The following is a 25,970-nucleotide window of genomic DNA, read 5'->3' as shown; positions in this document are numbered from 1 at the left end:
CGTCGCAAAAAGTGTGTGGACAGGTGGCCGCATGGTCGGTTGTCGCAGTGCTCGTCCGGACGCCCATGGGCTAGGGGTTAACCCATGTCAGTCGTACCGGCGCTCGATCTCCGCCCCGTCTCCAATGACGTGGCCATTCCGCACGTCCCCTCGAACATCGAAGCCGAGCAGGCGCTACTCGGCGTCCTGCTCTACGACAACGCCGCCTTCGAGCGGCTCGGCGACCACCTGCAGGCCCGCCACTTCTACGAGCCCTTCCACCAGCGGCTGTTCCAGGCCATCGAGACCAACATCCGCAAGGGCCAGTTGGCGGAACCGATCCTGCTGGCCGAGCAGTTCAGCCGCGATCCGGCGTTCGAAGAGCTCGGCGGGGTGCGCTACCTCGCCGACCTCGTCGACCGGGCTCCGCCGACCGTCAATGCGCCGGACTATGCGCGCGTGGTCTACGACCTGGCGCTGCGCCGCGACCTGATCCGCATCGGCGGCGAGATCGCCGCAACCGCTGCCAAAGGCGACGACGAGCTCGAGGCCCGCGACCAAATCGAGCGGGCCGAGCAGCAGCTCTTCCAGCTGGCGGAGACCGGCGGGGTTTCCCAGGGGTTCGTGACCTTCGCCGACGCCCTGCATGGCGCGGTGGCCATGGCCGCGGAGGCCCACAGCCGCGACGGCGGGCTGGCGGGCCTGTCCACCGGCCTGATTGACCTGGACCAGAAGATCGGCGGCCTGCACCCTTCCGACCTGGTGATCCTCGCGGCCCGCCCCTCGATGGGGAAGACGTCGCTGGCCTGTAACATCGCCTTCGACGTGGCCCGCAACTTCGCCTACGAGCCGCAGCCGGACGGCAGCCGCAAGACGGTGCGCGGCGGGGTGGTGGCCTTCTACTCGCTGGAAATGAGCGCCGAGCAGCTGGCCATGCGCCTGCTGGCCGAGGCGTCCGGCGTGTCGGGCGACCGGCTGCGCAAGGGCGAGATCGACGCGGTGGAGTTCGCGCGCATTCGCGAGGCGGCGCTCGAGATCCAGGAGGCGCCGCTCTACATCGACGCCACCGGCGGCATCACCATCGCCAAGCTCGCCGCCCGGGCGCGCCGACTGAAGCGGATGGTCGGCCTCGACCTGATCATCGTCGACTACCTGCAGCTGGTGACCGGCGGCGCCGGCAGCTCGGACAACCGCGTGCAGGAGGTTTCAATGATCACCCAGGGCCTGAAGGCCCTCGCCAAGGAACTATCGGTGCCGGTGATCGCGCTCTCGCAGCTGTCGCGCCAGGTGGAGAACCGCGAGGACAAGAAGCCCCAGCTGTCGGACCTGCGGGAATCCGGCTCGATCGAGCAGGACGCCGACATGGTGATGTTCGTGTACCGCGAGGAGTACTACCTGAGCCGGCTCGAGCCCCAGCCGAACACGCCGGAGCACTTCGAGTGGCAGGAGAAGATGGACAAGGTGGCGGGCCTCGCCGAGGTGATCATCGGCAAGCAGCGTCACGGCCCCATCGGCACCGTGCGGCTGTCCTTCCACTCCGATACGACCAAGTTCGGCAACCTGGCGCGTGACATGAACCGCTACGACCCGCACTAGGGGCGTATGGAGTCTTCCGCCCGGGCGCGGCTGACGGTCGACCTCGACGCGCTCGCCCACAATCTGGCCGTCCTGCGGGACGAGGCCGCCAGCGCTGAAGTCGCGCCGGTGGTCAAGTCGGACGGCTATGGCCTGGGCGCAGCCCCGCTGGCCCGGCGACTGCGGGCGGAGGGCGCGCGGAGCTTCTTTGTGGCGCGCCTCGAGGAGGGCGAGGCGCTGCGGCGTGCTCTGGGCCCGCAGCGCGACGCCACGATCTATGTGCTGGACGGCGTGACGGCGGGGGCCGGGCCCAGGCTGGCCGCCTCTGGCCTCACGCCGGTGATCTGCGCCCTGCCCCAGGTGGCGGCGGCAAGCGCCTTCGCCCGCCAGTCCGGACGTCCCTGGCCCGTGGCGCTGCACGTGGACACCGGCATGAACCGGCAGGGTCTGACGCTGGACGACGCGCGGGCTCTCGCCCAGTCATCGGACGGCCTGGACGGGCTCGACGTCACCCTGCTCATGAGCCACCTCGGCTCGGCCACCGAGCCGGCGGATCCGCGCAATTCCGCCCAGCTGGCTGCGTTCCGGGCGGCGGCGTCGCTGTTCCCGCATGCGCGGCAAAGCCTGGCGGCCTCGGCGGGCGCCTTCCTGGGCGCCGACTACCGGTTCGACATGGTGCGGCCAGGCGTGAGCCTCTATGGCGGCGGTCCAGAGGAGCGGCCGGATCCGCGGCTGCGGGCCGTCGCCACACTCACGGCTCCGATCCTCGACGTGCGAACCTACCGTCCCGGCGACCGGATCGGCTACGGCGCGCGGGTCACGGTGGACCGGCCGGTGCGGGCGGCGATCCTGGCGGCGGGATACAGCGACGGCGTGCTCCGCGCCGGGATGGGCGGCGGCTACGCCTGGTTCGCGGGCCAGCGACGGCCGATCCTCATCGTCACCATGGACCTGATCGCCGTCGAGATCGGCGACGCCCCAGCCCGGATCGGCGAGCATGTGGAGCTGCTGGGCCCCAACGCCCTGCTGGACGACCAGGCGGCCGCCGCCGGCACCGTCGCCCACGAGGTGCTCGTGCGCCTGAGCACGCGGGCCGAGCGGGTCTACCTAGGCGAAGCCTGAGACCGCCGCGGCCGTCCGGAGCGGTCCCCCGAGTTCGGCGGCGCGGCCCACGAGGAAGGCCTTGAGCGCGGTGATCACCAGGACCGCGCCGAGCACGGTGGCGAAGTAGCTGAGCGCGTGGTCCGGGTGCGGGGCCATCAGCCGCTTCAATCCAAGGTGCATCGCATACAGGCTGTAGAGGGCCGCTAGCATGCCCGCGAGCAGGCCGAAGCTCGGATAGATGGAGAAGACCCCGGAGACCCAGTAGGCGGTCGGGAAATAGGCGGCGACCTTCAGCGCCTGTCCGTAGCCGGGGGTGGCGCCGAATGGCCGGGCCAGCCCATGGATCGCCCAGGCGATCAGCAGGACGGCTCCGAGCGTCAGCGAGAAGTCGGCGGCGGCCTCGATGACCGCGGTGAGCGGGTTGGCCTGGAAGCCGATGCCGGCGATGGAGTAGCCGAACAACATCATACCGATGAGGCCGCAGACGGCCGGCACGGCGGCGAGCGGGGCGACGTAGCGCTGGATCAGGTCGCGGGCCGCGGCCGGCTCCTCGGCCAGCTCGTCCCAGGTGCGGCCGGGACGGAACATCATCCCGCCCACGCGCGCGAGCGTCCCGCGCGCCGGCCCCGGCTCCACCACGCTCACCAACCCGCCTCCAGCCCAAGTCCCGCCGCCAGCCTAGACGAACGGCAAGCCGCCGCACAGACGCCGGGCGCAAGGGTCGGCTAGACTGACGGCCTGCCGAATCAGGAGCGACCCTTGGCCCGCGACGGCGCCGTCTACGTCTGCCAGTCCTGTGGCGCGGTCCAGACAAAGTGGGCTGGCCAGTGCCAGGGCTGTGGCGCTTGGAACAACCTCGTGGAAGAGGTGCAGGCGCGGCCCCCCGGCGCGCTGGCGCCCACCCGTGGCGCGAAGACGACCCGGGGCCTGGCGTTCGAGGGGCTCGAGGACGCCACCCCTGCCCCGCCCCGCATCGCCACCGGAGTAGACGAGTTCGACCGGGTTTGCGGCGGCGGCGTCGTGCCGGGCTCGGCCATCCTGCTGGGCGGAGATCCCGGGGTGGGCAAGTCCACCTTGCTGATGCAGGTGGCCGGCATGGCCGCGCGCCGGGGCGTCTCCTGCGCCTACATCTCGGGTGAGGAGGCCGTGGAGCAGGTGCGCGGCCGCGCCCAGCGGATGGGCCTGGCCGACGCGCCCGTGAAGCTGGCCGCGGAAACCTCGCTGCGGACCATCGTGGACGGCCTGAAGCGCGACCGTTTCGACCTGGCGGTTATCGATTCCATCCAGACCATGTGGAGCGACCAGCACGAGGCGGGGCCCGGCTCGGTGACCCAGGTGCGGGCGGCGGCCGGCGAGCTGGTCCGGCTGGCGAAGAAGCAGGGCGTAGCGGTGATCCTGGTGGGCCACGTGACCAAGGAGGGCGCGATCGCGGGCCCCCGGGTCGTGGAGCACATGGTGGACGCCGTCTTCGCTTTCGAAGGCGAGCGGGGCTATCCGTTCCGGATCCTCCGGGGGGCCAAGAACCGCTTCGGGGCCACCGACGAGATCGGCGTCTTCGAGATGGGGGACGCCGGCCTGCGCGAGGTGAAGAACCCCTCGGCCCTGTTCCTCAACACCTCCGGCGAGCGGGCGGCAGGCGCGGCGGTGTTCGCCGGCATCGAGGGCTCGCGTCCCGTCCTGGTGGAGTTCCAGGCCCTGGTGGCGCCCTCGGCCTACGGCACCCCCAGGCGGGCGGTGGTCGGCTGGGACTCGGGGCGGCTGGCGATGGTCCTTGCGGTGCTGGAGGCCCGGTGCGGCCTTGGTTTCGGCGACCGCGATGTCTATCTGAACGTCGCCGGGGGGCTGCGCATCAGCGAGCCGGCGGCCGATCTCGCGGCGGCCGCGGCCCTGGCCTCGTCGGCGCTGGACCAGGCGCTGCCGCAGGACTGCGTGGTGTTCGGCGAAATCAGCCTCTCGGGCGAGGTGCGGCCGGTGAGCCGGATGGACTCCCGGCTGAAGGAAGCCGCCAAGCTGGGCTTCCGCCGAGCTTTCGCGCCGGGCGACGCCGACGCCCAGCCGTCGCTTCGGGTGACCGGCGTAAGCCGCCTGGCCGACGCCATCCGGCGCATCGGCGACGGGGATTGGAACTAGGGACCTCAGTGACGAAATTCGACGTCATCCTCCTGGGCCTGCTGGCCATATCCGCGGCGGTCGGTTTCGCCCGCGGCGCGGCGCGGGAGGTGGCGGCCCTGTTCGCCCTGGTCGCGGCTTCGCTGATCGCGATCTTCGGCCTGCCGCTGTTTGCGCCCATGGTCCGCGAGGTGGTGCGGCCAGACTGGCTGGGCACGGTGGCGGCCCTGATCCTCACCTTCGCCATCGCCTATGTGGCCTTGCGGCTGATCGGCGCAGGCGTTGCGCGGCAGATCCAGCGCACCGATCTGTTGGGCGCGCTCGACCGCAGCGTGGGACTGGCTATCGGCCTGGGCCGCGGCCTGCTGGTGCTGGGCGCCCTTTATCTGATGTTCAATGCGGCCACCCCGGCCGACCTGCAGCCGCGCTGGATCACCGAGGCGAAGACCTGGCCGCTGGCCCGGAACATGGGGAACGTCCTGAAGGCGCTGGCGCCCCAGGGGCTCGACATGGCCGGCAAGCTGGCGCCCGCGTTCGGCAAGGCGCTGAGCGACGGGACGGGTGACAGGACGATGACGGACGGCTACGAGGCGCCGCAACGCGGCGGCGAGGCGGAGAGATCCCGATGACTGAGGCCCACGACCGATGGTCCGCACCGGTTCGTGACCCGGACGACGACACGCCTCGGCTGGAGTGCGGCGTCTTCGGGATCCATGACGTGGACGCGGCCTCGGCGCTGACGGCGCTCGGCCTTCACGCTCTGCAGCACCGCGGTCAGGAAGCCTGCGGCATCGCCGCTTTCGACGGGCAGCGCTTCCACACCGAACGACACATGGGCCATGTGGGCGACGCCTTCGGCGGCGGCGGGATCGAGACCCGCCTGCCTGGCCGTTCGGCCATCGGTCACACCCGCTACTCCACGGCCGGCGGCTCGTTCATCCGCAACGTGCAGCCGATGTTCGCGGACCTGGAAGCCGGCGGCGTGGCCCTGGCCCACAACGGCAACCTGACGAACTTCCTCACCCTGCGCGAGCAGCTGGTCTCGGATGGGGCGATCTTCCAGTCGACCTCCGACTCCGAGGTGATCCTCCACCTGATCGCCCGCTCCCGGAAGGCGAAGTTCATCGACCGCTTCACCGACGCCCTGTCGCAGATCGAAGGCGGCTACGCCCTCGTGGCGCTGACCAACAAGAAGCTGATCGGCGTCCGCGACCCCCTCGGCATCCGGCCTCTGGTGCTCGGGGACCTGGAGGGCAAGGCCGTCCTGGCCTCGGAGACCTGCGCGCTCGACATGGTCGGCGCGAGCTTCGTGCGCGACATCGAGCACGGCGAGATGGTGGTGATCGACGAGAAGGGCATCCGCAGCCTGCGCCCCTTCCCGGCCCGCCAGGCCCGGCCCTGCATATTCGAATACGTCTACTTCGCCCGGCCGGACTCGGTGGTGAACGGCAAGTCGGTCTACGAGGTCCGCAAGCGGATGGGCCGCCGCCTCGCCATGGAAAGCCCCGCCGACATCGACGTGGTGGTGCCGGTGCCGGACTCGGGCGTGCCCGCCGCGCTCGGCTTCGCCCAGGAGGCGGGCGTGCCGTTCGAGATGGGCATCATCCGCAACCACTATGTGGGCCGCACCTTCATCCAGCCGACCCAGGGCCAGCGGGAGATGGGCGTGCGCATGAAGCTGTCGCCCAACCGCGCCGTTCTGGCCGGCAAGCGTGTCATGCTGATCGACGACTCGATCGTGCGCGGCACCAATTCGGTGCGCGTGGTGCGGATGGTCCGCGAAGCGGGCGCCGCGGAGGTCCACCTGCGGTCCGCCTCGCCGCCGATCCAGTGGCCGGACTATTACGGCATCGACATGCCGGATCGCGAGAAGCTGCTCGCCGCGAACCACTCGGTGGAAGAGATCGCCCGCATCCTCAACGTCGACTCCATGGGGTACCTGTCGGTCGACGGGCTTTACTGGGCCATGGAGGCGGGTGCGCGCAACGCCGCCCAGCCGCAGTTCACCGACCACTACTTCACCGGCGACTATCCCACCCGCCTGCTGGACCGGGAGATCGCCGAGGGTCGAAACGAGGCCGTCGAGCGCCAGCTGTCGTTCCTGGTCGACGCGTGAGCGAGGCGCCTGCGCGGGCCAGCTGGCTCGGCCGGCTGAAGCCCGACTGGTACATCGTCCTGATCTTCGGGATGGTGGCGGCGGCCAGCTTGCTGCCCGCCCGCGGCGCGGCGGCGACGGCGTTCGAGTGGGCCACCAAGATCGCCATCGCCTTCGTCTTCTTCCTGCACGGGGCGAAGCTGTCGCGCGAAGCCGTGGTCCAGGGGCTGACTCACTGGCGTCTGCACCTGGTGGTGCTGGCGGCGACCTATGCCCTGTTCCCGCTGCTCTGCCTGGGCCTGGCCGCCCTGCCGGCCTGGATTACTCCGCCCGCGCTTGCTGGCGGCATCGTCTTCCTGGGCTGCCTGCCCTCGACCATCCAGTCCTCCATCGGCTTCACGTCCATCGCCCGGGGCAATGTGGCGGCGGCCATCGCCGCGGCCTCGGCGTCCAACCTGCTGGGCGTGGCGCTGACGCCCCTGCTGGTCGCCGGCCTCCTGCATGCTCAGGGCGCGGTGTCCGCGCACGCCGTGCAGGCTATCGTCCTGCAGCTGCTGGTCCCCTTCGTGGCCGGCCAGGCGCTGCGGCCGTGGATCAGCGGCTGGATCAAGGATCGGGCGAAGATGCTCTCCTATGCCGACCGCGGGTCGATCCTGCTCGTGGTCTACACGGCCTTCTCGGGCGCCGTGGTCGGCGGGGTGTGGAGCCGGATCGGCGCCTTGGACCTCGTGCGGCTGCTGGTCCTCTGCTGCGTCCTGCTGGCGGTCGTGCTCGCCGTCACCTGGCTCCTCGCTCGGGCGCTCCGCTTCTCCAGTGAAGACGAGGTCGCGATCGTCTTCTGTGGGTCGAAGAAGAGCCTGGCCAGCGGCGCGCCCATGGCCGGACTGCTGTTCCCGGCCGCCACCGCGGGGATCGCCATCCTGCCGCTGATGATCTTCCACCAGGTCCAGCTGATCGCCTGCGCCATGATCGCCCAGCGCTACGCAAAGCGGGGCGACTTGGAGAGCGAGAGCCGCTAGAGAGCGGCCCCATGTCGGAACGCCTTCCCCTCGCCAACAAGATCGCACTCGTGACCGGCGCCAGCCGCGGCATCGGCCGGGCAGCCGCCCTCGCCCTCGCCGAGGCCGGGGCCCATGTGGTCGCGGTCGCGCTGAACCCGGGCGGGCTGGAGGACCTCGACGACGAGATCCGCCGCCTGACCGGCCAGTCGGCGACCCTGGTCCCGATGGATCTTGGCCAGGCCGACGGCATCGATCAGCTCGGCTACGCCATCCACCAACGCTTCGGCCGGCTGGACATCCTCGTCCACGCCGCCGGCGTGCTCGGCGCGATCACGCCTGTGGCCCATATCGAGCCGAAGCACTGGGACCGGGTGATGGCCGTGAACCTGACGGCTACCTGGCGGCTGATCCGCACGACCGAGCCCCTGCTGAAGGCGGCCGAGCGGCCGCGCGCGATCTTCCTGACCAGCGGCAAGGCCTCCAGGCCCGCGGCGTTCTGGGGGCTCTATGCGGCCAGCAAGGCCGGAATGGAGGCGATTGTCCGCACCTGGGCCGACGAGCTGGAGCACACCAAGGTGCGCGCCGTGCTGCTGAACCCCGGCCCCATGCGCACCCGCATGCGCGCCGAGGCCATGCCGGGCGAGGATCCGACCACCCTGCCCGACCCGGCGGAGATCGCGCCGCTCATCCTGCAACTGGCGCAGGCCGAGACCCTCGGCCTGCCGGATGTCACCGTGGCGTTCGCCGAGTGGTCGAAGGCCGCGACGCCCGCTTCGGCTTGACGCCGGGACGCGTGAGCTTCTGGGCCCGGCCACGGGGTGCGCCGGCCTTCGGCTTTGGCTTGGGCTTGGCTGCCGATTTCGGCTTCGACGACGCCTCGGCGCCCGCCTTGGCCTTGGCCGCGGCGGCGATACGGGTTTTGGCCACCAGTCCCGTCCGCGGACCGGGCTCAGCGCGCTTGGGGGCTGGGCCGCTCTTCTCCTCGCCCTCGGCATAGGGGTTCTTGTTCGAGCGCAGGCTGACCCGCAGCGGCACGCCCGGCAGGTCGAAGCTCTCGCGTAGCGAGTTGATCAGGTAGCGCCGGTAGGTCTCCGGCAGCTGGTCCGCGCGGCTGGAGAACAGCACGAAGGTCGGGGGCCGGGCCTTGGTCTGCGCCATGTACTTGGGCTTGATCCGGCGCCCGCCGACCGACGGCGGCGGATGGCGCTGCATCGCCATCTGCAGCCAGTCATTCAGGTCGCGGGTCTTCACCTTCGTCGACCAGTCGCCGTAGGTCTTGAACACCGCGGGCATCAGCCGGTCCAGGCCGCGGCCGGTCTCGGCCGAGAGCGCGACCACGGGGGCGCCCTTAACCTGCGGCAGCTGGCGGCCGGCCTCTTCGATCACCTCCTGCAGTCGCGCCTGCGGATCCTCCACGAGATCCCACTTGGTCAGGGCGAAGACCAGGGCGCGGCCTTCGCGCTCGACCAGGTCGGCGATCTGCAGGTCCTGGATCTCGAAGGGATGGGTGGCGTCCATCACCAGGATCACCACCTCGGCGAACGTGATGGCGCGGATGGTGTCCTGGGTGGAGAGCTTCTCGAGCTTCTCCTGCACCTTCGCCTTCCGACGCAGGCCGGCGGTGTCCACGAGGCGAACGGCGCGGCCGTCCCACTCCCAGTCTACCGGAATAGCGTCCCGAGTGATGCCCGCCTCGGGCCCGGTGAGCAGGCGGTCTTCCCCGATCAGCCGGTTCACCAGGGTGGACTTGCCGGCGTTGGGACGGCCCACGATGGCGATACGCACAGGCTTGTCGCTCTCGTCCTCGTCCCCCTCGTCCTCGTCCGGAGCGACGGCGGCGATGGCGGCATAGAGATCGGCCATGCCCTCGCCGTGCTCGGCGGAAATGGGGATCGGCTCCCCAAGGCCCAGGCCGAAGGCCTCGAGGATCCCCTGGTCGCCCTGACGGCCCTCCGCCTTGTTGGCGGCCAGGACGACTGGCTTGTCGTGACGGCGCAGGATCTCGGCGAACACCTCGTCGAGGGCCACAACGCCGTCGCGGGCGTCGACGACAAAGAGCGCCACGTCCGCCTCCTCGATGGCGCGGATGGTCTGCTGGCGCATCCGGGACTCGAGGCTTTCGTCAGAGACGTCCTCGAATCCGGCGGTGTCGATCAGTTCCAGGTCGAGGTCGCCCAACCGGCCGCTGGCGAAGCGGCGGTCGCGGGTGACGCCGGGCTGGTCGTCGACGATGGCGAGCTTCTTGCCCGCCAGCCGGTTGAACAGGGTGGACTTGCCGACGTTGGGACGCCCGACGATCGCGAGTTTCAGCGCCATGGCGTCAGCTTAATCGACCGCTCAGCGCAGGGCGATGAGCTGGGCGCGGTCAGTCGCCACATAGATGGTGTCGCCCGCCGCGATCGGCGCCAGCAGAACCGGCGCTCCGATGTCGACACGACGGGTGACCTCGCCGGTCTTGGCGTTCAGCACGGCCAGGTCGCCCGACGAGCCCGCCAGGATCAGTCGGTCGTTGGCGAGCAGCGGGCTCGACCACACGGGACGCACCGCGATACGGCCGCCCACGCCAAAGATCCCGCCGCGACGCTTGGCGCGGAAGCCCTCGTTCAGGTCCCGGATCCAGTAGATCTGGCCGGTTTCGCGCGAGGCGCAGACGACGCGCCCGTCCCGTCCGACCACGTAGACCACGTCGCCGGCGGGCAAGGGGGTCGTGACGCCCACCACGGGCAGCTGCCAGCGCGCCTGGCCGGTGCGCAGGTCGATGGCCGCGAACACGCCCGAGTGGCTGACCGCGTAGACGTCGCCCTGGTAGATGACCGGACGGCCCGGGATGTCGCGGATCTCCGACAGCGCACTGGTGCGGCTGGCGCGCGACAGGGCCTCGTTCCAGAGGTCGTTGCCGTTGGCGGCCCGCAGCGCAATGAGCTCGCCGGAGCCGAAGGCCGCGACCAGGGTGTCGCCGGAGACCGCCGGACTGGAAGCCGACAGGATCCGGGCCGACTCGCTCAGCGCCTGGTAGGTCCAGGCGGGCGCGCCGGTGGCGGTGTCAAACGTGAGCAGGGTGTTGTCGATGGCCACCGCGGCGACCCGGCCGGCGGCGAGCGTCGGAGCGCCATGGATGGGCTGCTCGGTGCGGGTCGTCCAGCCGACGGCGCCGGTCTTGGCGTCCAACTGGGCGACCACGCGGTAGCCCGAGGTCACGTAGAGCTTGCCGTCTCCGTAAGCGATGCCGCCGCCGAACGCCTCGCGGTCGCGCTTGTCGCCAGGACGCACGTCACGCCGCCAGACCTGCGCGCCCGTGCGGGCGTCGAAGGCAGTCACGGTCGCCTCGGCGTCCATCACGAAGATCTTGCCCTCAGCGGCCACGGGCGGAGCGGTGACGTGCCGGCCGCCGCCGGAGCCCTCGCCGAAGCCCTTGCGCCAGGCCACGGAAAGCGCGGGCGCAGCATCGACATTGCCGACCCATTGTTCGGTCGTGCCGCCCGGCAGCGGCCAGTCGGCCACGGCCGTCGCGGTCGGCAGGGAGAACTCGACGCCCTTGAGCGCCTCGGCGGGCTCCAGCACCTGGTCGGCCGGCACGATCGAGATGCGCTCCCCCTCGCCGGCGGTCTCCTGCGGACCCTTGTCCCGGTCGAACGGATTGAGGCGACCCAGCGTCGAGCAGCCGCTCGCGCCGAGCGCGGCGATCAGGGCGACGGCCAGGAGGGTTTTACGGCGAGACGTCATTGAGGACCGGGGGCTTGCGGTTGGGCTTGCGGAGGCGCCGCCATCTCCGGCGGCAGGGCGCCAGGCGGCAGAAGGCCCGCGGGGGCTTGCTGGCGCGGCAGGGCGGCGGCCGCCTTGACGGTGGCCGCCAGGGCTTTGGCCGAGCCGGAATCGATCAGGTCGATGGCCGCCTTGGCGCGAGCCCGCACGCCTTCCGGCGCATCGAGGCTGGCCGAAACCACCAGGAAGTCGCTGCGCGCGCCGGTCGTGTCGCCCTTCATGAGCTTGGCGAAGCCCAGGGCTTCGCGGGCCTGGATCCGGTACGGACGGCCATCCTCAATGAGGGGATTCAAGCGCTTCTCCAGCTCGGCATAAGGCGCGGTGTCCAGCAAGGCCAAGGCGGATTTGAGGCGCGCGGCGTCCGCGAGGATCTCGTCCGGCGCCGCTTCGGCAGCCTGGTCGAAGTAGGCGACCGCCGGCTGCACCTTGTCGTCGGCGATCTGCAGGCCGCCGAGTTGCATCAAGGCAAGCGTCTTAAAGCCGCTCGACGGCGACTTGGCCACGTCCGACCACAGCTGGGCGGCCTTGGTCTGGTCGCCCTGGGAGAAGGCGTCGAGGGCGGCGGCGTACTGCTCCGAAGCCTTGGCGGCCTCACGGTCGCGCCAGCTCGTCCAGCCCCACCAGGCGAGGGCCGCGATCAGGGCGGCGGCCAGCACGGCGAGCACCCAAGGCGAGGCCTTACGCGCAAGCGTCCGGTACCGGTCGGAGCGGAGCTGCTCCTCGACCTCTTCAAACAGATCCGTCACGAACGGGGACTCCGGACTCTTGTCTTAGGGGCTGTCAGCCAGAGGCGGGGAACCTATAGCGCGCCGCCCTGCGCCGCAACGTGCGGGTCAACCCGCCTTGGCGAAGTAGATCTCCGCCGGACCCGGGAAGCGGCGGGCGCGGACGTCCTCGGCGTACGACGAGGCGGCGCGAGCGATCTCGCCGCGCAGGTCGGCGTATCGGCGGACAAATTTGGGCGTCCAATCGAACAGGCCGAGCATGTCATCGGTGACGAGGATCTGGCCGTCGCAGCCGGCTGAGGCGCCGATGCCGATCGTGGGGACCTCGATGGCTTCGGTGATCTCGCGGGCCAGGCCCTCGGCGACCCCCTCGACAACGACGGCGAAGGCGCCGGCCTCGGCGGTGGCGCGGGCCTCCTCGAGGATGCGGCGGCGCTCCTCGCCGGCCTTGCCCTTGGCCTTGAAGCCGCCGTCCACCAGCACGGCCTGCGGGCGCAGGCCCACGTGGCCCATCACCGGGATGCCGCGCTTGACCAGGTAGTCGATCGTACCGACCACGGCGGGGCCTGCCTCGACCTTCACAGCGCCGGCGCCCGTCTCCTTCATCACCCGCGCGGCGTTGGCGTAGGCCTCTTCCGGCGCGCCCTCGTAGGAGCCGAAGGGCATGTCGACCACGACCATGGCCTTGCGCGCGCCGCGCATCACCGCCTGGCCGTGCAGGATCATCATCTCCAGCGTGACGCCGACGGTGTTGGGCAGGCCGTGGACGACCATGCCGACGCTATCGCCCACGAGCAGCAGGTCGCAGTGCTCGTCGAGGATCTCGGCCACGGGCGCCGTGTAGGCCGTGAGGCAGACGATCGGCGCCTTGCCCTTGCGCGCGGCGATGTCCGGCGCAGCGAGGCGCCGGACGGCTTCCTGACGGTGGGACGACACTCAGATCTCCTCGATCACCCGGGTCAGCACGAAGCCCATGGCGAGCACCGCCAACCCGGACGCGATCCATACCATGGTCCCGCCCGATCCCAGCAGCGACATCCACTCGGCCTGCGGCGCCACCTGACCCAGGCCCGTCCGGAGGATGCGGGCTGAGTCCTCGGCGTTCTCTACCCGCTGGACGATGTTGGACATGACCAGTTGGCTGGCCCCGATGATTCCGCCGGCGACGCCCGCCGCGCCGATCAGCCAGCGGCGTGTGGTCCAGCCTCGGTCGAGGCGACGCTCCACCCCCTCGGCGAAGGCGCCGCAGTCGGGCAGCTCGGGCGCGTCGGCGAACAGGCGCTCGAGGCGGCGTTCGAATTCCACCTCAACCATTGCCGCGCCTCCCTTCCACCCGCGCGCCGTCGGCCGGCGCCAGTCGCGTTCTGAGCTTATCCAGACCACGTTTGACATGCGATTTGACCGTTCCCAGCGGCAGGTTCAAGGCTTCCGCCGCCTCGGCGTGCGACAGCCCGGCGCCGAAGCAGAGCGAGACGCACATGCGCTCGCTGGGGCCCAGCCCCTTGAGCGCCTCGTCCAGGTCGATCCGGCCGTCTGCATCGCCGCGTTCAGCCTCCATCTCGTGCTCGCCCTCGGCGGCGAAGATCCCCAGCCTGCGCTCCCGCTGCAGGCGGCGCAGGTAGAGCCGCGCCGCGATCTTCTTGATCCAGCCGACGAAGGCGCCCTGCCCCCGGAACTCGGCGATGCGTTCGAACCCGACCAGAAAGGCGTCCTGCGCTACGTCGTCGGCTTCGGCGGCCTGCGCCCCCATCCGGCGCAGCAGACCCCGCACGGCCGAGCCGTGGCGGCGGACGAGCTCGCCGAAAGCCTTGCGCTCACCGGCGGCGGCGCGAGCGCAGAGCTCCACGTCGTGCAGGCTGGCCAGGGCCGTTGTTGTTGCGCCCGGCATGGGCTTGGTTCCCCCGGATCCCGCGGCTTACGGCTTCGACTTGTTGAGCAGGCCGAGCGCGATGAACGCCGCCCCGACGAAGGCGGGGAAGGCGGCGAAGGCCAGCAGCGGGTAGGTGGCGTCCGGCTCTTCCACGCCCACCAGCAGACCGAAAGCGGCGAGGCCGCCCGCCACGAACAGCCAGATCACGCCGGTGCGCAGGTCCCGTTGAGGCGACGGCGGCAGGCCCTTGACCTTCAGGTCGCTGGTCATGGCGTCGACCACCTCGGGCGGCAGCGGCTGGCCCTTGTCGATGGCGGTGCGGATGGTTTCGGCCATCTTCTGCCGTTCCTGGCTCTTGAAGTAGCGCGGAACGACGACGATCGCGGCGATCATCGCGAAGAACGAGATCGGAACCAGGATGCCTTCCATAGCGTGTAGTCTCCTTGTAGCCGGCCCCGACGACCGGCCTCTCGCAAGTGAAGAGGCGCGGGCCTGAACCGGCAGATGCAGGCTGGGCTATGAAATCTTGTCCATGATTCCGGCAGGACCGCTCCGTTCGCCGAACAGAAAGACCGTGCAGCCGGCCAACGCCAGGGCCGCGAGCGCCGGGGCGAGCCCCCGCGACACCGCCAGAATGGCCGGGTGCAGGGCGGGCCAAGCCGCCCAGAGGGCGAGCGCACCGAGGATGGAGGCGCCGGCCACCATGACCATCCAGCGGCGGCTCCTTCCCCTGGCTGGTGTAGGCCTTGAGGAGCTCGAGGTGGTCGCGGCTGCGGCGGTAGAGGAGCCAGCGATCCCAGGCTCCGAAGATGAAGAACCCCAGCGGGAACATTAGCCACCAGTAGCTGCGGAACAGGTCTTCCATGGTCCGACTCCTTGCGGGCGGAGGCCGTTCCCCCTGCCCTTTCGCGCGGTAGTCGCCGCCAAGGTGACGCTCCGATGCAGGGCCGGAGCCTTTTTCGTCAGCCCTTCAAGGTCTCGTATTCACCGGGCTTGAAGCCGACGAGCAGGCGCCCGCCCGCGTCGAGCACCGGACGCTTGATCATCGAGGGCTGCTCCAGCATCAGGCGGATCGCCTTCTCGCGGTCGAGGTCCTGCCGCTCCGCCTCGGGCAGCTTGCGGAAGGTGGTCCCGGCGCGGTTCAGCAGCAGCTCCCAGCCCAGCTGCTCGACCCAGCCCTCCAAGGTCGCGCGGTCGACGCCCTGCTTCTTGTAGTCGTGAAAATCGTAGGCGACGCCGTTCTGGTCCAGCCAGGTCCAGGCCTTCTTCATCGTGTCGCAGTTGCGGATGCCATAGAGGGTGGCGGGCACGGGGTGGCTCCAGGTGTAGCGAAGTGACAGGCGCTGCTATAGCAGCCCTCGAGTCGGCGCATCGGAGGTGACCATGACCGTCGAGATCCGTCACGCGAGCATCGCGGATCTGGACGCGGTGACACCGCTGTTCGACGGCTACCGGCAGTTTTACGGCCAGCCCTCGGACTTGGCCGTGGCGCGCGATTTCCTGCAGGACCGCTTCCGGCACATGGATTCGGCGATCCTGCTGGCGGTGGCTGATGGCCAGCCGGCCGGCTTCACCCAGCTCTATCCGAGCTTCACCTCGGTGGGCTGCGCGCGGATCTTCGTGCTCAACGACCTGTTCGTGGCGCCCGCGCACCGGGGCAAGGATGTGGGCGGCCGGCTGCTCGACGCCGCGGCGGAGTTCGGCCGTCGGATGGGCGCGGTGCGGCTGACCTTGTCGACGGCGGTCGACAACCACACCGCGCAGTCGGTCTACGCCCACAAGGGCTGGGCGCGCAGCGACGCCTTCCTGACCTACAATCTCGCCCTCTGAGGAGCCGCAGATGGCCCGGATCGAGCTGGAGAAGCCTGTCCGCGACGCCATGGCGCGCGCCCTGACCCGCTACCTGAAGGACGAGCTCGACGTGGAGATCGGCGGCATGGACGCGGTCCTGCTGGTCGACTTCCTGGGGGAGACGCTTGGGCCGCACTACTACAACCAGGGGCTCGCCGACGCCCAGGCCATCCTGCAGGCCAAGCTGGAGCAGATCGGCGACGCCATCCTCGAGATCGAGAAGCCGGCGCGGCTCTAGGCCGAGCGCGTCAGCCACCGCAACGGGTCAGGATCGGCCGGAGCCCATGACGGTGGAACCGACGATCAGCCCCTGGCGGTCGTGGATCAGGATCTCGGTCTGGTCCACGCGCGCCATCAGCCGGCCCAGCTCTCTGGCTTTCCGTTCCGCGGTCGCCCCAGAGCTGAACATGGTCGGAGCCGCGAGATCGCAGTTCACCATCCAGCCGCCCTGCACAGGCGTCACTCTGACGGTCTTCATCGACGCCCTCCATGTTCACCTACCCGGATCGGCTTGATAGCGGCAGGCGGAATAGAGCGCGCTCACCCATGTTATTCCGCGGTCCGACGGCGCCGGACGACTGCTCACGCCCGCGTGAGGCGCTCCGGTGCAGGCGCCGCTGGATCTAGACGGGAGCGAGCAGCGAGCCAGGCTGGCCCTGAACGCCGGAACCTGACGCGTCCAGCGCGGTTGCGCTCTTCGGCGGGACGGCAGGAGCCATGGCGGAGAAGAACGTCCTGGTCATCCAAGGCTCCGCAGGCAGCGGCGCCCCGGCGACGCGCCCGAGACGAGGGGCGCAGCGCTGACGCTCGCCGGCGCCGCACGGCTTGGCGCCAGGATTCCGTGCACCGAACGCATGGCGGTCACAGGGCTTCTGACCCGATGGGACTGAGGCTAGATACCAAGCCGCGAGGTGGGTGAACGATGGCGACCAGCGAACGGGCCAGCTTCGACTCCGAGCTCAACAACCTGCTGGAGAGCACCCAGATCGCCGTCGTCTTCGTCGACAACGACCTGCGGCTGCGCAGCTTCACCCGGGCCACGTCCCAAGTGTTCCACCTCACCGATGCCGATATCGGCCGGCCGCTCGGCCACCTGACGGCGCGGATCGACTATCCCGAGCTGGAGGCCGACGTCCGGAAGCTCCTGAAGAGCCTTGCCCCGGTGGAGCGCGAGGTGGCGAGCGCCGAGCACGACCGGCGCTTCCTCGCGCGCCTGCTGCCCCACAGGTCGGCGAACAACGCGATGGAGGGCGTTGTGGCGACCTTCGTGGAGATCCCCGGCAGGAGCGAAGCGGAAACCGCCCTGCACGCCAGCGAGCGGCGGTTCGGCGAGGCGCAGAACCTCGCCGGGGTCGGTATCTGGGAGTGGGATCTCGACACCGACGAGAGCTGGTGGTCGCCGGTGGTGTACCGCCTCTGGGGGCTGCCCGAGGCGGCGGAGCCGCCGCCCACCAGCGAGTGGCGTCTCCTGCCGGATGACCGGGCGGCCTACGAGAGCGCCTGGCAGGAGGCGCGGGAGAGCGGCGCCATCGACCTGGAGTGGCGCATCGTGCGGCCTGACGGGTCGGTGCGCTGGCTGGCGGCGACCGGACGCATGCAGCAGGCGGAGAGCGGACGGCGCATGCTGGGCGTGACCCAAGACATCACGGAGCGGAAGCAGACCGAAACCCGCCTGCGGCTCCTGCTCGGCGAGCTGCAGCACCGGGTGCGCAACATCCTGGCCGTGGTGCGGTCCATCGTCGTGCGATCCGTTCGCAAGGCCTCCAGCATGGAGGAGCTCGCCAGCCACCTGGAAGGACGTCTGTCGACGCTGGCCCGCACCCAGAGCGTGTTCAGCCGGACCGGCGAAGGCGCCATGGACCTGGAGGAGATCATCCGCGAGGAGCTATTGGCCGTGGCGGCAGCCGAGGACCAGCTGGAGATCGACGGCCCCGAGCTGAAGCTCAAGCACGAGGCGGCTGAGACCGTCTCGCTGGCGATACACGAGCTCACGACGAACGCCCTGAAGTACGGCGCGCTCTCAGAACCGAATGGCAGGCTCAAGGTGCAGTGGCGCATCGTGACGACCAGCCGAGGCCCGCGACTTTCCCTCGTCTGGCAGGAGAGCGGCGTCCGCGCCCTGCCGGTGGCCCCGGCCCGCTCCGGCTTCGGCCGGGAGCTGATCGAGCGCGGACTGCCCCATGAGCTGGGCGCCACCACCGCCCTGGAGTTCCGGCGCGGGGGCGTTCGGGCGACCATCGAGATGCCGCTCAGCGAAGTGTCCGCCGACCTCTCGGGCCTGCAGATGGATACGACACCGTGAGCTCGGCCGGCGAGCCGATCCTCAAGGGCAAACGGGTGCTGGTTATCGAGGACCGTTACCTGATCGCGACGGACCTCTGCGATGAAGTTGCGGCCCTCGGCGGCGAGGTCATCGGCCCGGCGCCTACCTTGCCCGCGGCCTCGAGCTTCTGAACCACGCCAACCCGGACCTGGCGCTCCTGGACAACAACCTCGACGGCGCTGAAGTCTTCCCCATGGCCGAGGCGCTTCTCGCCCGCGGCGTGCCGTTCGTCTTCCTGACAGGTTACGACCTGTCCGCCCTGCCCGCGCGGTGGCAGGGCTGCCCGCACGCGCAGAAGCCCGTCACCGCACGGGCTCTCGAAGCCGCCGTCATGGCCGCGCTCACCGGCACATCCTAAGGGGAGCCTCAGGCCGGACTCCCCGTCTCCAGGATGCTCTCCCCCGCCACCAGCGGGATCTCCATGGTGCAGCGAACGCCCTCCGGACGCATGTCCATGTGGCCATGGCCCCGGAGTTCGTAGGGCACACGCCGGGTGATCAGCTCGGTCCCGAAGCCCCTGCGCCGATCTTCGGTCGGGGGCAGATGGAGGCCCGTTTCCACCCACTCGAAACGGAGCCACTCCGCGCCGTGGGCTTCGTCGCGCCGCCAGGCCACCGCCAGCCTGCCGCCGTCTTGTCCGAGGGCGCCGTACTTCACACTGTTGGTGGCCAGTTCGTGGATGGCGAGCGTCAGGACCTCCGCCGCCTTCGGCGACAGCTTCACCTGTGGCCCGGCGACCGAGGCGGCCTCGCCGTCGGCGCTCTGCGCGAGCAGTTCTTCTTTCACCAGGTTCTCCAGATCCACCCCCTGGCCGACCGCGCGCGTCAGCAGGGCCTGGGTGCGGGCCATGGCGTCGATCCGCCCCTGAAGCTGTTCGGAGATCGCCTGAGCCGCGTCGCCCTTGACGGTGCGCCTCACCAGGGCGCTCACCATGGCCAGGACGTTTCGCACCCGGTGCTGCAGCTCCGCGGTGAGCACGGCCTGCCGTTCTTCGGCTCGCCTGCGCTCGGTGACGTCCTGGGCGATCTTCAGATAGCCCCGAAGGCTGCCCTCCCCGTCCCTCAGCGCAATCGTCTGGCCGTCGAGGAAGACCAGGCCGCCATCCTTGCGCAGGTGCCACCGGAGATTGGGCGACGATCCCTTTCTCCGGGCCACCCCCAGCTCACGTTCGGGAGCCCCGGCGTCGCGATCCTCCTTGGTGAACATCAGGGCCGTGGACTTGCCCAGCACCTCGTCCTCCGACCACCCGAGGATCGCCTCGGATCCGCCGAGCCAGTCGGTGATCAGATCGTCGGCGTCGCTGACCACGACCACGTAGTCGCGGGCGCTGTCGACCAGCAACCGAAGGCGCTCGTCCGTCTCGCGCAGTTCAACGACCGTCTTCAGCCGATCCACCACGGGTCCGAGCACCATCGCGTAGGTCTTCAGGAACTCGATGTCCTGCTGGTCGAACTCGCGCGGCTCCCTCGCGTCCACCTGCAGCACGCCGTAGGGCGTCCGGCCCGGCAGCAGGATCGGCACGTTCACCAGGGCGATCACGCCGTGATCATGCAGGAACTGCGGAAAGTCGAACCGCGTCTCCCGCTCAATGTTGTTGGTGATCACCGGCTCGGTGGTTTCGATGGCGTGGGTCTCCGACGAACGTTCGGTGAGATCCACGCGTTGGCGGCCGACGATCCCCGGGCGCCAACCCACGCCTGCCCGGACCAGCGCCGAGTTCGATCCGCGGTCGATCTGCAGCACCTTGGCCAGCTCGGCGCCGAGCGCCTCGGCCACGAGGCGGCACCCTTCGTCGAGCACGGCCTGGAGGTCATCGTGGTCGAGGACGAACTCGCCGAAGTCGGCGAGCGCGCGTTGGCGCCTCAGAAGTTCCTGTTGGTCGGCCATGCCGCCCCCTGAACGCCGCGCGGCGCCCTTCGCTGCGCGGGTGTGTCAATTGCAGCTATCGCAGCGGCCATCGCGGAGGAGCTTGCCTGGCTCGTCAGGCGCGGCACGCCCGCGCCACGGCCGCCACTAGGCGCGGGGCCGCGACCGGCTTCTCCAGCCGCTCCACGTCCTGCAGGTCGCCGGGCACCACGTCGGCGTCGTAGCCGGTCATGAACAGGAACGGCACGCCGCGGTCGCGGAAGGTTCGAGCGGGCCCGAACTGCGGCCCCTCACCCAGGTTGATGTCCAGCAGGGCAAAGTCCGGCCGTCGGCGCTCAGCCAGGTCGACGGCGGCCGCAGCGTCGCGGCAGGGCCCCAGGACGGCGGCGCCGGCGGCCTCAAGCGCCTCCCGGGCGTCCTCGGCCAGGTAGAAGTCGTCCTCAAGCACCAGCACCGACAGTCCTTCGAGGGGCCGCTCCGCCGCCGCCATGTCGGTCTCCGCTCGCGCCGCTCACCGGACGGGCCGACATCGGTCCGCAGGAGGCTCTGTCGGGACGACCTTAGGCCGCGCCACGAATGAGAGCTACTCCCGACCGGCATCCGCGCCGCGGATGCGCACGCCGGCCGCCAATCCAGATCGCGAGGCTGACGGGCGAACCCGGAAACATGCCGCGCCCCCCTGCGGCGCGAACGTAGAGCCGGCCCCTCAGCGGAGCCGAAACTCGAACTGCAGCCGCGCGCCGCCATCTGATGACCACTTCGCCACGCCGCCCATCTGGCGAACCAGCGCATCGATCATCGTGAGACCGCTCCCGCTGTGGTCGCTGGTCCGAGCTACGGGCAGGCCAGGTCCGTTGTCCGCCATCTGAAACATCACACCGCCGCGTTCCGTCAGGGTCACTTCGAGACTGAGGACCCCACCCAAACCTCGGAAGGCGTGTTTGAAGCTATTGGTGGTGAACTCATTCACCACCAGGCCGAGAGAACTCGCCAGATCGGGGGCGACAGAAATGTCCGGAGCAGCGATCGTCAGGTTGACGCCAACGGCCTCGTCCTGATGCAGGGTGGTGAGGCGCTGCACGAGCTCGGTGAGGTACGACCTCAGAGGCACGCGATCAGTCTGCCCACGGGAATAGAGCTGATCGTGAAGCACCCCCAGCGTCGCCACCCGGTCGATCATCGTCTTTAGCTCGGCCTGCACCGCGGCGGAGGCGTTCCGCGAGCGCATCCGCATGATCGTGGCGACCAGCGCGAGATCGTTTTTCACCCGGTGCTGCAGCTCGCGCAGAAGCATGGCGTTTCGGTCGTTCGCGAACTGAAGCTGGCCAAGCTTGTGCAGCCGGTCGATCACCGGCCCAAGTATCGTCGCGTAGGTCTTGAGGAACGCGATGTCCTCATCCCCGAAGTCTCGCGCCTCGCGGGCGTCCACCTGCAGGAGGCCGTACTCGTCGCCCCCAGGCAGGAAGATGGGGACGTTGACGATGGCGACGACGCCGTGCTCGCGCAGGAACTGAGGAAATACGAAGCGGGCCTCTTTCTCGATGTCCCGGGCGATCACGGGCTCGGCAGATTTGATCGCGTAGGCTTCGGAGGACCTCTCACGTAGCGCGACGCGGACCTGGCCGACGACGCCGGGCGCCCATCCCACGCCGGCCCGAACCAGGGCCTCATGGGCGTCATGGTCAATCTCCAGGACCTTTGCGAGATCAGTCCCGAGCGCATCGGCAACGAGGCGGCAGGCTTCGGTGAGTATCTCCTGGGGGTCTTGGCTCCGCAGCGCGACCTCACCGAAGGACGCCAGCAGCGTCTGACGCCGGACCATCTCATCGCGATTAGCCATGTGCGCCCCCCAGCGAAAAGCTCGACCAGGGCCGTCCGGCTGTCCCCGGACCGGAAGGCGGAGCTCCATCGGGGCACAGTGCTGGCGCGCCGACTGCGCCGCCCGAACATCGGTTAACCTGCTCTGATCATTCCCCGACGAACCCGACGCCGCCGGGCCTGCGCCGCGCCAGATCTTCGCATCTGGACGGTGTCAGCCCCGCGGTCGGCCAGGTCACGCATCGGAAGCCGATTGGATGCAGGTTGGCGCCTCCCCTCTCACGCAGCCTGCGCTTGGGTCGTGTGCAGGTACGTCGGATCGAACAAGCCAGCCTCCGCGGTGCGTCTCCAGTCGAGGATGGTGACCGTTCCGCCGCGAACCTGCAGCAACCCCTCGCGCCGGAGCTCACGGAGCACGCGGCTGACATGCACGGCCGTGAGGCCGAGAGCGTCCGCGAAATCCACTTGAGTGAGGGGCAGGCGGAAGCTCTGGCCTTGCACCAGGCCGGCCAGCTGGTGCTTCACGAACAACTCGCAGATCAAACGAGCGATGCGGGGATAGGAACCCAATTGGCCGATCGCCCACAGCCACTCGCGGTAGACGGCCGCGTCAACCAAGGTTTCGCGCCAGAGCACGTGGCAGACCGCCGGGTTGCTATAGACGAGCTGCCGGAGGTCTTCGTGCGGGATGAACGCAACCCTCGTGGGGGTAAGCGTCGCCAAGGCGTGGTCGGTTTGCGAGAGGTGCAGGCTCTGAAGGTCCAGGATATCTCCAGCGATGTGAAAGGCCAATATCTGCCTGGAGCCGGGCTCAACCTTGCGATAGCGGCACCCAAGCCCGTCGAGCAGAAGACAAACGTGCGTTGGCCTCTCGCGCTCGCGCACTATGTCCTCGCCCTTCCCAAATTGTTGGAGAATGACGGGAAGGCTCAGCAGCGCCTGGATCGCCGTCGGTGGAAGATCCACCGCAGTCTGCAATCGTGAGATCAACCGGGCGTGTTCCGGCAGGTCGGCCAGCCGAGTGGTCATTGGCGCTCCCATCAGGCGGGAGCACGATGGCTCTCAGGTGCAGGCAGCCCAGGCCGAGCCCGCAATAGATCGTAGATGGGATGCTGACGCTCGAAGCCAGCTTTGCCGTATTCCACTCCCAGGCTTCGCCGCGGGCTTTCGCCAGCAGAACCGCCCAAAGGTCAATTCCTTGCTGGGGCGACACGTCTACACGTGCGGCGGGAGAAGCCCATGAGACCGCCAGCCGATACGTTACTTCGCTCAGAACTCACGCTCACCGTGGTTCGGCAGGGCGATGGTTGGGGTCTTCTCTGCCCGGGCGGGAGCTGGCGCCACTTCGCCTACCGGGTGGATGCGGAGGAAGCCGCCCTTCTCCTGGCCGAAAGGCTCCGCGGACGGGCGATGCATGTCGTGGTCCTCGTTCAATCCGCCTCAGGCGAACGGCGACCACTGCCTGAATGTTGATCGGTGGTCCACACGGGCGGACGTTCGCCTGATCCGGACGCACAGCATGCCGTGCGCCTAGCGAGCCCCGGAAATGGGCGAGGCTCGCTAGGCATGCCACGACCTAATGTCGCGCCCTGAACTCAGGCGAACACGAAGGAGCTGGCGCTGAGGGACGCGTGGTTCAACAAGGTGGCGATCTGCACGGCGTTGTAGGCGTCGCCGCCGTCGAGATCCAAATACAGCGCTCCGCTCGAGGCGGTGTAGTGCAGCGTCGCCGCGGACGTCGCGGCCGCCCCGAGGCCGTCCATGAACTGAACCTGCCCGCCGCTCACACCGAGACCACGAAGATCGAGCTCGATCTTGTCGCTCTTGCTGAAGTCGGTGATGACGTCGACGCTTCCGTCGCGTGTGGCCAACCGGAAGACGTCGTACCCGGACCCGCCCGTCAAAGTGTCGGCTCCGAGGCCCCCATTCAAGGTGTCCCTGCCGTCGTTGCCTCTCAGCAGGTCGGCGCCATCGCCCCCTAGCAGACCGTCGTCACCGCCACCGGCCGTGAGGGTGTCCGAACCGCCGGCGCCCATCAACGAGTCGGGGCCGGAGCCGCCGGTCAGCGAGTCGTCGCCGCCGCCGCCGTCCAATGTGTCGGCCCCACCGGCGCCAATGAGGTGATCCGCAGCGCCACCCCCGAGCAGCAGAGCCCCCTGATTGCTTGGGGCGCGAATGACCAGAGGATCAGGCGATGTGGAGGTAGGCGGCGTTGGGGTCGGCGTTGGCGTAGTGGCGCCGCCTTCGACGATGCTGAAATTGCGGTAATCCACAGCCAGGGTCTCAGGCGAGGATTCGCGATAGATCCCCATTTTCCAGTACGGTCCAAGGGCGTCGTTGTACCCGACGCCGCCCTTGTAATCGACGAGTAGGTCCCCGTCGCGCCAGACCTTGATCAGGCCCTCTCCATCGGGGTCGAAGCGGATCTCGATCTTCATCTGGTACCAGTGACCGCGGACGATGTCCGACTTGTCGGTATAGATCACCTTGTCTTCTGGCCGTGATGCGGTGATCGGGTTCGGATCCGTCCGCATGATGAAGCGCATGTGCTCGCCAGACATTTGAGTGGCGAACACCGGCCCTAGCGAGCCGTAATCGCCCAGATCAGGGGTACCGTGGAACTGGCCCACATTGAGCCAATCCGAAGTGATCTTCTGACCGGGTTCGATCATGAAGTCGTAGGTCATCGTGTAGAGCTTGTCGAAGTCCAGGGTCTCCTTCGCAGAGATCTCTGAACGCTCCTTCGTCCCGTCCCGCTCGCGCCACTGATCTCCAGACCGGACTTCGAAGCGGTAAACGTCCCCGGTCTGCCTGAAGCTCCAGGTGTCCCCGGAGTTGTGGAGCACGTAGGGCGTCTCATCAAAATACATGCCGCAGTTCCTCGCTACCGCCCCCAAACCTGCACGGGGCGGCTCATCGGTTGTCATGATGGTGAACGCCGCAACCGGCGCTCGCCCCCTCCGGACGCAGCGATAGATACATTAGAGCGCGCAGTAAATGCGGCGACTCGCCCCGGCTCGCTCAGCGCGAAACAAGGAAACCCGTAAGGATATCCAGATAACAGAGTGCTCTATGTTGTCGCTTGTCGGCGAAATCAGGAAGTCAACTGTGACCAAAACGGCCCACGCTGATCGATAGGCGAAGGGCTTGGCCGAAGTGTGGCGATTTGCGGTCAAAGTCGAGTTTCGCGTTGGTTAGGGGCGGCACACCCTTCCGCATATACTCACTCGGGGAGATCAGGGCCGCGGCTCGTGCTTTCTGAGCAGGCGTTGTCACTGCCGAATCGCAAGATCTACCGCCACAGCACGCACAGATCACCAGATTCCAGCGCACAACGAGCGACTGAATCTCGGATTTATGCCGCAACCTAGCAGCGAAAAGCTGATAAGCCGGACCGCGAAAAAAAAGATGCTTTTGCGCTAGACCCCGGGCTGGAAGGCGCGCCGTGTCTCAGCCGCGGCCGATGCTCGTGTAGGCGAAGCCGCGCCCCTTGACGTCGTCCGGCCGGTAGATGTTGCGAAGGTCGACCAGCACCGGGCGGTTCATCAGCAGCTTGATGCGGTCGAGGTCCAGCGCGCGGAACTGGTCCCATTCGGTGATGATGAGGAGCGCGTCGGTCCCCTCCGCCACTGCATAGGGATCCGACTTGAACTCCACGTCCTTCAGCATGTGCTGCGCCTCGTGCATGCCCGCCGGATCGAAGGCCTGCACCCGCGCCCCGCGCGCCTGCAGGGCCGGCACGATGTCGAGACTCGGCGCATCGCGCATGTCGTCGGTGTTCGGCTTGAAGGTCAGCCCCAGCACCCCGATGGTCTTGCCGGCCAGGTCCTCGCCGTCCACGGCGCCGGCCACCTTGTCGGCCATCGCCTTCTTGCGGGCGTCGTTGACCTTC

The 25,970-nt window shown here is 69.1% G+C and carries 30 protein-coding genes; 12 read left to right on the top strand and 18 right to left on the bottom strand.

Annotated elements, in window-relative coordinates:
* The first annotated feature begins 84 nt into the window (after positions 1-84).
* Both VIL67_RS06340 and alr read left to right on the top strand, forming a co-directional pair.
* Complete coding sequence (locus VIL67_RS06340; RefSeq protein ID WP_332048028.1) at positions 85-1,575, top strand: replicative DNA helicase; 1,491 nt, start codon at positions 85-87, stop codon at positions 1,573-1,575.
* Between the two features lie 6 nt (positions 1,576-1,581).
* A complete protein-coding gene (gene alr / locus VIL67_RS06335) occupies positions 1,582-2,676 on the top strand; it encodes an alanine racemase (protein ID WP_332048027.1) in 1,095 nt (364 codons plus the stop codon).
* Here alr and VIL67_RS06330 read toward each other — a convergent pair.
* Positions 2,662-3,303, bottom strand: a complete 642-nt coding sequence (locus VIL67_RS06330) for a Yip1 family protein (RefSeq protein WP_332048026.1) — start codon at positions 3,301-3,303, stop codon at positions 2,662-2,664. The two genes, alr and VIL67_RS06330, sit on opposite strands and share 15 nt — an antisense overlap.
* 114 nt (positions 3,304-3,417) lie before the next feature.
* On the opposite strand from VIL67_RS06330, the gene radA reads away from it, so the two are divergent.
* Genes radA through VIL67_RS06305 form a run of 5 tightly spaced genes read left to right on the top strand, consistent with a single transcriptional unit; the run spans position 3,418 to position 8,645 of the window.
* Positions 3,418-4,788: a DNA repair protein RadA gene (radA, locus tag VIL67_RS06325; protein WP_332048025.1), complete on the top strand. Its 1,371-nt coding sequence runs from the start codon at positions 3,418-3,420 to the stop codon at positions 4,786-4,788.
* Positions 4,789-4,796: 8 nt separating this feature from the next.
* Positions 4,797-5,396 (top strand): CvpA family protein, encoded by a 600-nt coding sequence (locus tag VIL67_RS06320; protein ID WP_332048024.1) that lies wholly within the window; start codon positions 4,797-4,799, stop codon positions 5,394-5,396.
* Positions 5,393-6,883, top strand: coding sequence for an amidophosphoribosyltransferase (purF, locus tag VIL67_RS06315; RefSeq protein WP_332048023.1), 1,491 nt, complete (start codon positions 5,393-5,395; stop codon positions 6,881-6,883). The genes VIL67_RS06320 and purF overlap by 4 nt, the downstream gene beginning before the upstream one ends.
* Positions 6,880-7,881, top strand: coding sequence for a bile acid:sodium symporter family protein (locus tag VIL67_RS06310; RefSeq protein WP_332048022.1), 1,002 nt, complete (start codon positions 6,880-6,882; stop codon positions 7,879-7,881). The genes purF and VIL67_RS06310 overlap by 4 nt, the downstream gene beginning before the upstream one ends.
* Positions 7,882-7,892: 11 nt before the next feature.
* Positions 7,893-8,645: an SDR family NAD(P)-dependent oxidoreductase gene (locus tag VIL67_RS06305; RefSeq protein WP_332048021.1), complete on the top strand. Its 753-nt coding sequence runs from the start codon at positions 7,893-7,895 to the stop codon at positions 8,643-8,645.
* Here the strand turns inward: VIL67_RS06305 and der are convergent.
* The 9 genes from der to VIL67_RS06260 all read right to left on the bottom strand — a co-directional run bounded on the left by der (position 8,593) and on the right by VIL67_RS06260 (position 15,530).
* Complete coding sequence (der, locus tag VIL67_RS06300; protein WP_332048020.1) at positions 8,593-10,179, bottom strand: ribosome biogenesis GTPase Der; 1,587 nt, start codon at positions 10,177-10,179, stop codon at positions 8,593-8,595. The two genes, VIL67_RS06305 and der, sit on opposite strands and share 53 nt — an antisense overlap.
* A 21-nt stretch (positions 10,180-10,200) precedes the next feature.
* Positions 10,201-11,586, bottom strand: a complete 1,386-nt coding sequence (locus tag VIL67_RS06295; protein WP_332048019.1) for a PQQ-like beta-propeller repeat protein — start codon at positions 11,584-11,586, stop codon at positions 10,201-10,203.
* Positions 11,583-12,371 (bottom strand): tetratricopeptide repeat protein, encoded by a 789-nt coding sequence (locus VIL67_RS06290; protein WP_332048018.1) that lies wholly within the window; start codon positions 12,369-12,371, stop codon positions 11,583-11,585. The genes VIL67_RS06295 and VIL67_RS06290 overlap by 4 nt, the downstream gene beginning before the upstream one ends.
* An 87-nt stretch (positions 12,372-12,458) precedes the next feature.
* Positions 12,459-13,286 carry a 3-methyl-2-oxobutanoate hydroxymethyltransferase gene (gene panB, locus VIL67_RS06285; RefSeq protein WP_332048017.1) on the bottom strand — a complete coding sequence of 276 codons (828 nt, stop codon included), beginning with the start codon at positions 13,284-13,286 and terminating at the stop codon, positions 12,459-12,461.
* On the bottom strand, positions 13,287-13,664 hold the full coding sequence (locus VIL67_RS06280; RefSeq protein ID WP_332048016.1) for a hypothetical protein: 378 nt from the start codon (positions 13,662-13,664) through the stop codon (positions 13,287-13,289).
* Positions 13,657-14,238, bottom strand: coding sequence for an RNA polymerase sigma factor (locus VIL67_RS06275; protein ID WP_332048015.1), 582 nt, complete (start codon positions 14,236-14,238; stop codon positions 13,657-13,659). The genes VIL67_RS06280 and VIL67_RS06275 overlap by 8 nt, the downstream gene beginning before the upstream one ends.
* A gap of 27 nt (positions 14,239-14,265) precedes the next feature.
* Positions 14,266-14,649, bottom strand: a complete 384-nt coding sequence (locus VIL67_RS06270) for a DUF6249 domain-containing protein (protein WP_332048014.1) — start codon at positions 14,647-14,649, stop codon at positions 14,266-14,268.
* An 87-nt stretch (positions 14,650-14,736) separates the two neighbouring features.
* Positions 14,737-14,931, bottom strand: a complete 195-nt coding sequence (locus VIL67_RS06265) for a hypothetical protein (protein WP_332048013.1) — start codon at positions 14,929-14,931, stop codon at positions 14,737-14,739.
* Positions 14,932-15,182: 251 nt separating this feature from the next.
* Entirely contained in the window at positions 15,183-15,530 is a 348-nt protein-coding gene (locus VIL67_RS06260) for an ArsC family reductase (RefSeq protein ID WP_332048012.1), read from the bottom strand.
* Between the two features lie 73 nt (positions 15,531-15,603).
* Between VIL67_RS06260 and VIL67_RS06255 the strand changes: the two genes are divergently transcribed.
* Complete coding sequence (locus VIL67_RS06255; RefSeq protein WP_332048011.1) at positions 15,604-16,050, top strand: GNAT family N-acetyltransferase; 447 nt, start codon at positions 15,604-15,606, stop codon at positions 16,048-16,050.
* Positions 16,051-16,060: 10 nt separating this feature from the next.
* Positions 16,061-16,309, top strand: a complete 249-nt coding sequence (locus VIL67_RS06250) for a DUF2164 domain-containing protein (protein WP_332048010.1) — start codon at positions 16,061-16,063, stop codon at positions 16,307-16,309.
* Between the two features lie 27 nt (positions 16,310-16,336).
* Here VIL67_RS06250 and VIL67_RS06245 read toward each other — a convergent pair whose 3' ends face one another.
* Positions 16,337-16,549, bottom strand: coding sequence for a hypothetical protein (locus VIL67_RS06245; RefSeq protein ID WP_332048009.1), 213 nt, complete (start codon positions 16,547-16,549; stop codon positions 16,337-16,339).
* A gap of 444 nt (positions 16,550-16,993) precedes the next feature.
* Here VIL67_RS06245 and VIL67_RS06240 point away from each other — a divergent pair, with 444 nt between their 5' ends.
* From VIL67_RS06240 to VIL67_RS06230, 3 genes are all read left to right on the top strand, one after another.
* Positions 16,994-18,373, top strand: a complete 1,380-nt coding sequence (locus tag VIL67_RS06240) for a sensor histidine kinase (protein WP_332048008.1) — start codon at positions 16,994-16,996, stop codon at positions 18,371-18,373.
* Positions 18,370-18,525 (top strand): hypothetical protein, encoded by a 156-nt coding sequence (locus VIL67_RS06235; RefSeq protein ID WP_332048007.1) that lies wholly within the window; start codon positions 18,370-18,372, stop codon positions 18,523-18,525. The genes VIL67_RS06240 and VIL67_RS06235 overlap by 4 nt, the downstream gene beginning before the upstream one ends.
* Positions 18,526-18,587: 62 nt before the next feature.
* A complete protein-coding gene (locus VIL67_RS06230) occupies positions 18,588-18,752 on the top strand; it encodes a response regulator (protein WP_332048006.1) in 165 nt (54 codons plus the stop codon).
* Between the two features lie 8 nt (positions 18,753-18,760).
* On the opposite strand, the gene VIL67_RS06225 is transcribed toward VIL67_RS06230, so the two are convergent.
* The 7 genes from VIL67_RS06225 to VIL67_RS06195 all read right to left on the bottom strand — a co-directional run.
* A complete protein-coding gene (locus VIL67_RS06225) occupies positions 18,761-20,281 on the bottom strand; it encodes a sensor histidine kinase (RefSeq protein ID WP_332048005.1) in 1,521 nt (506 codons plus the stop codon).
* 94 nt (positions 20,282-20,375) lie between these two features.
* Positions 20,376-20,750: a response regulator gene (locus VIL67_RS06220; protein WP_332048004.1), complete on the bottom strand. Its 375-nt coding sequence runs from the start codon at positions 20,748-20,750 to the stop codon at positions 20,376-20,378.
* A 216-nt stretch (positions 20,751-20,966) separates the two neighbouring features.
* Positions 20,967-22,100: a sensor histidine kinase gene (locus tag VIL67_RS06215; RefSeq protein ID WP_332048003.1), complete on the bottom strand. Its 1,134-nt coding sequence runs from the start codon at positions 22,098-22,100 to the stop codon at positions 20,967-20,969.
* Between the two features lie 257 nt (positions 22,101-22,357).
* Complete coding sequence (locus VIL67_RS06210; protein WP_332048002.1) at positions 22,358-23,107, bottom strand: Crp/Fnr family transcriptional regulator; 750 nt, start codon at positions 23,105-23,107, stop codon at positions 22,358-22,360.
* A gap of 240 nt (positions 23,108-23,347) precedes the next feature.
* On the bottom strand, positions 23,348-23,494 hold the full coding sequence (locus VIL67_RS06205) for a hypothetical protein (protein ID WP_332048001.1): 147 nt from the start codon (positions 23,492-23,494) through the stop codon (positions 23,348-23,350).
* Positions 23,495-23,673: 179 nt separating this feature from the next.
* Complete coding sequence (locus tag VIL67_RS06200; protein ID WP_332048000.1) at positions 23,674-24,948, bottom strand: heparin lyase I family protein; 1,275 nt, start codon at positions 24,946-24,948, stop codon at positions 23,674-23,676.
* A 580-nt stretch (positions 24,949-25,528) separates the two neighbouring features.
* On the bottom strand, positions 25,529-25,970 hold a 442-nt coding region (locus VIL67_RS06195), incomplete at its 5' end, for a UDP binding domain-containing protein (protein ID WP_332047999.1).

Source organism: Phenylobacterium sp. (assembly GCF_036563385.1).
Taxonomy (GTDB): domain Bacteria; phylum Pseudomonadota; class Alphaproteobacteria; order Caulobacterales; family Caulobacteraceae; genus Phenylobacterium.
Note: the sequence above shows the minus strand (reverse complement) of the source record. Positions and strands in the feature narration are given on the sequence as shown.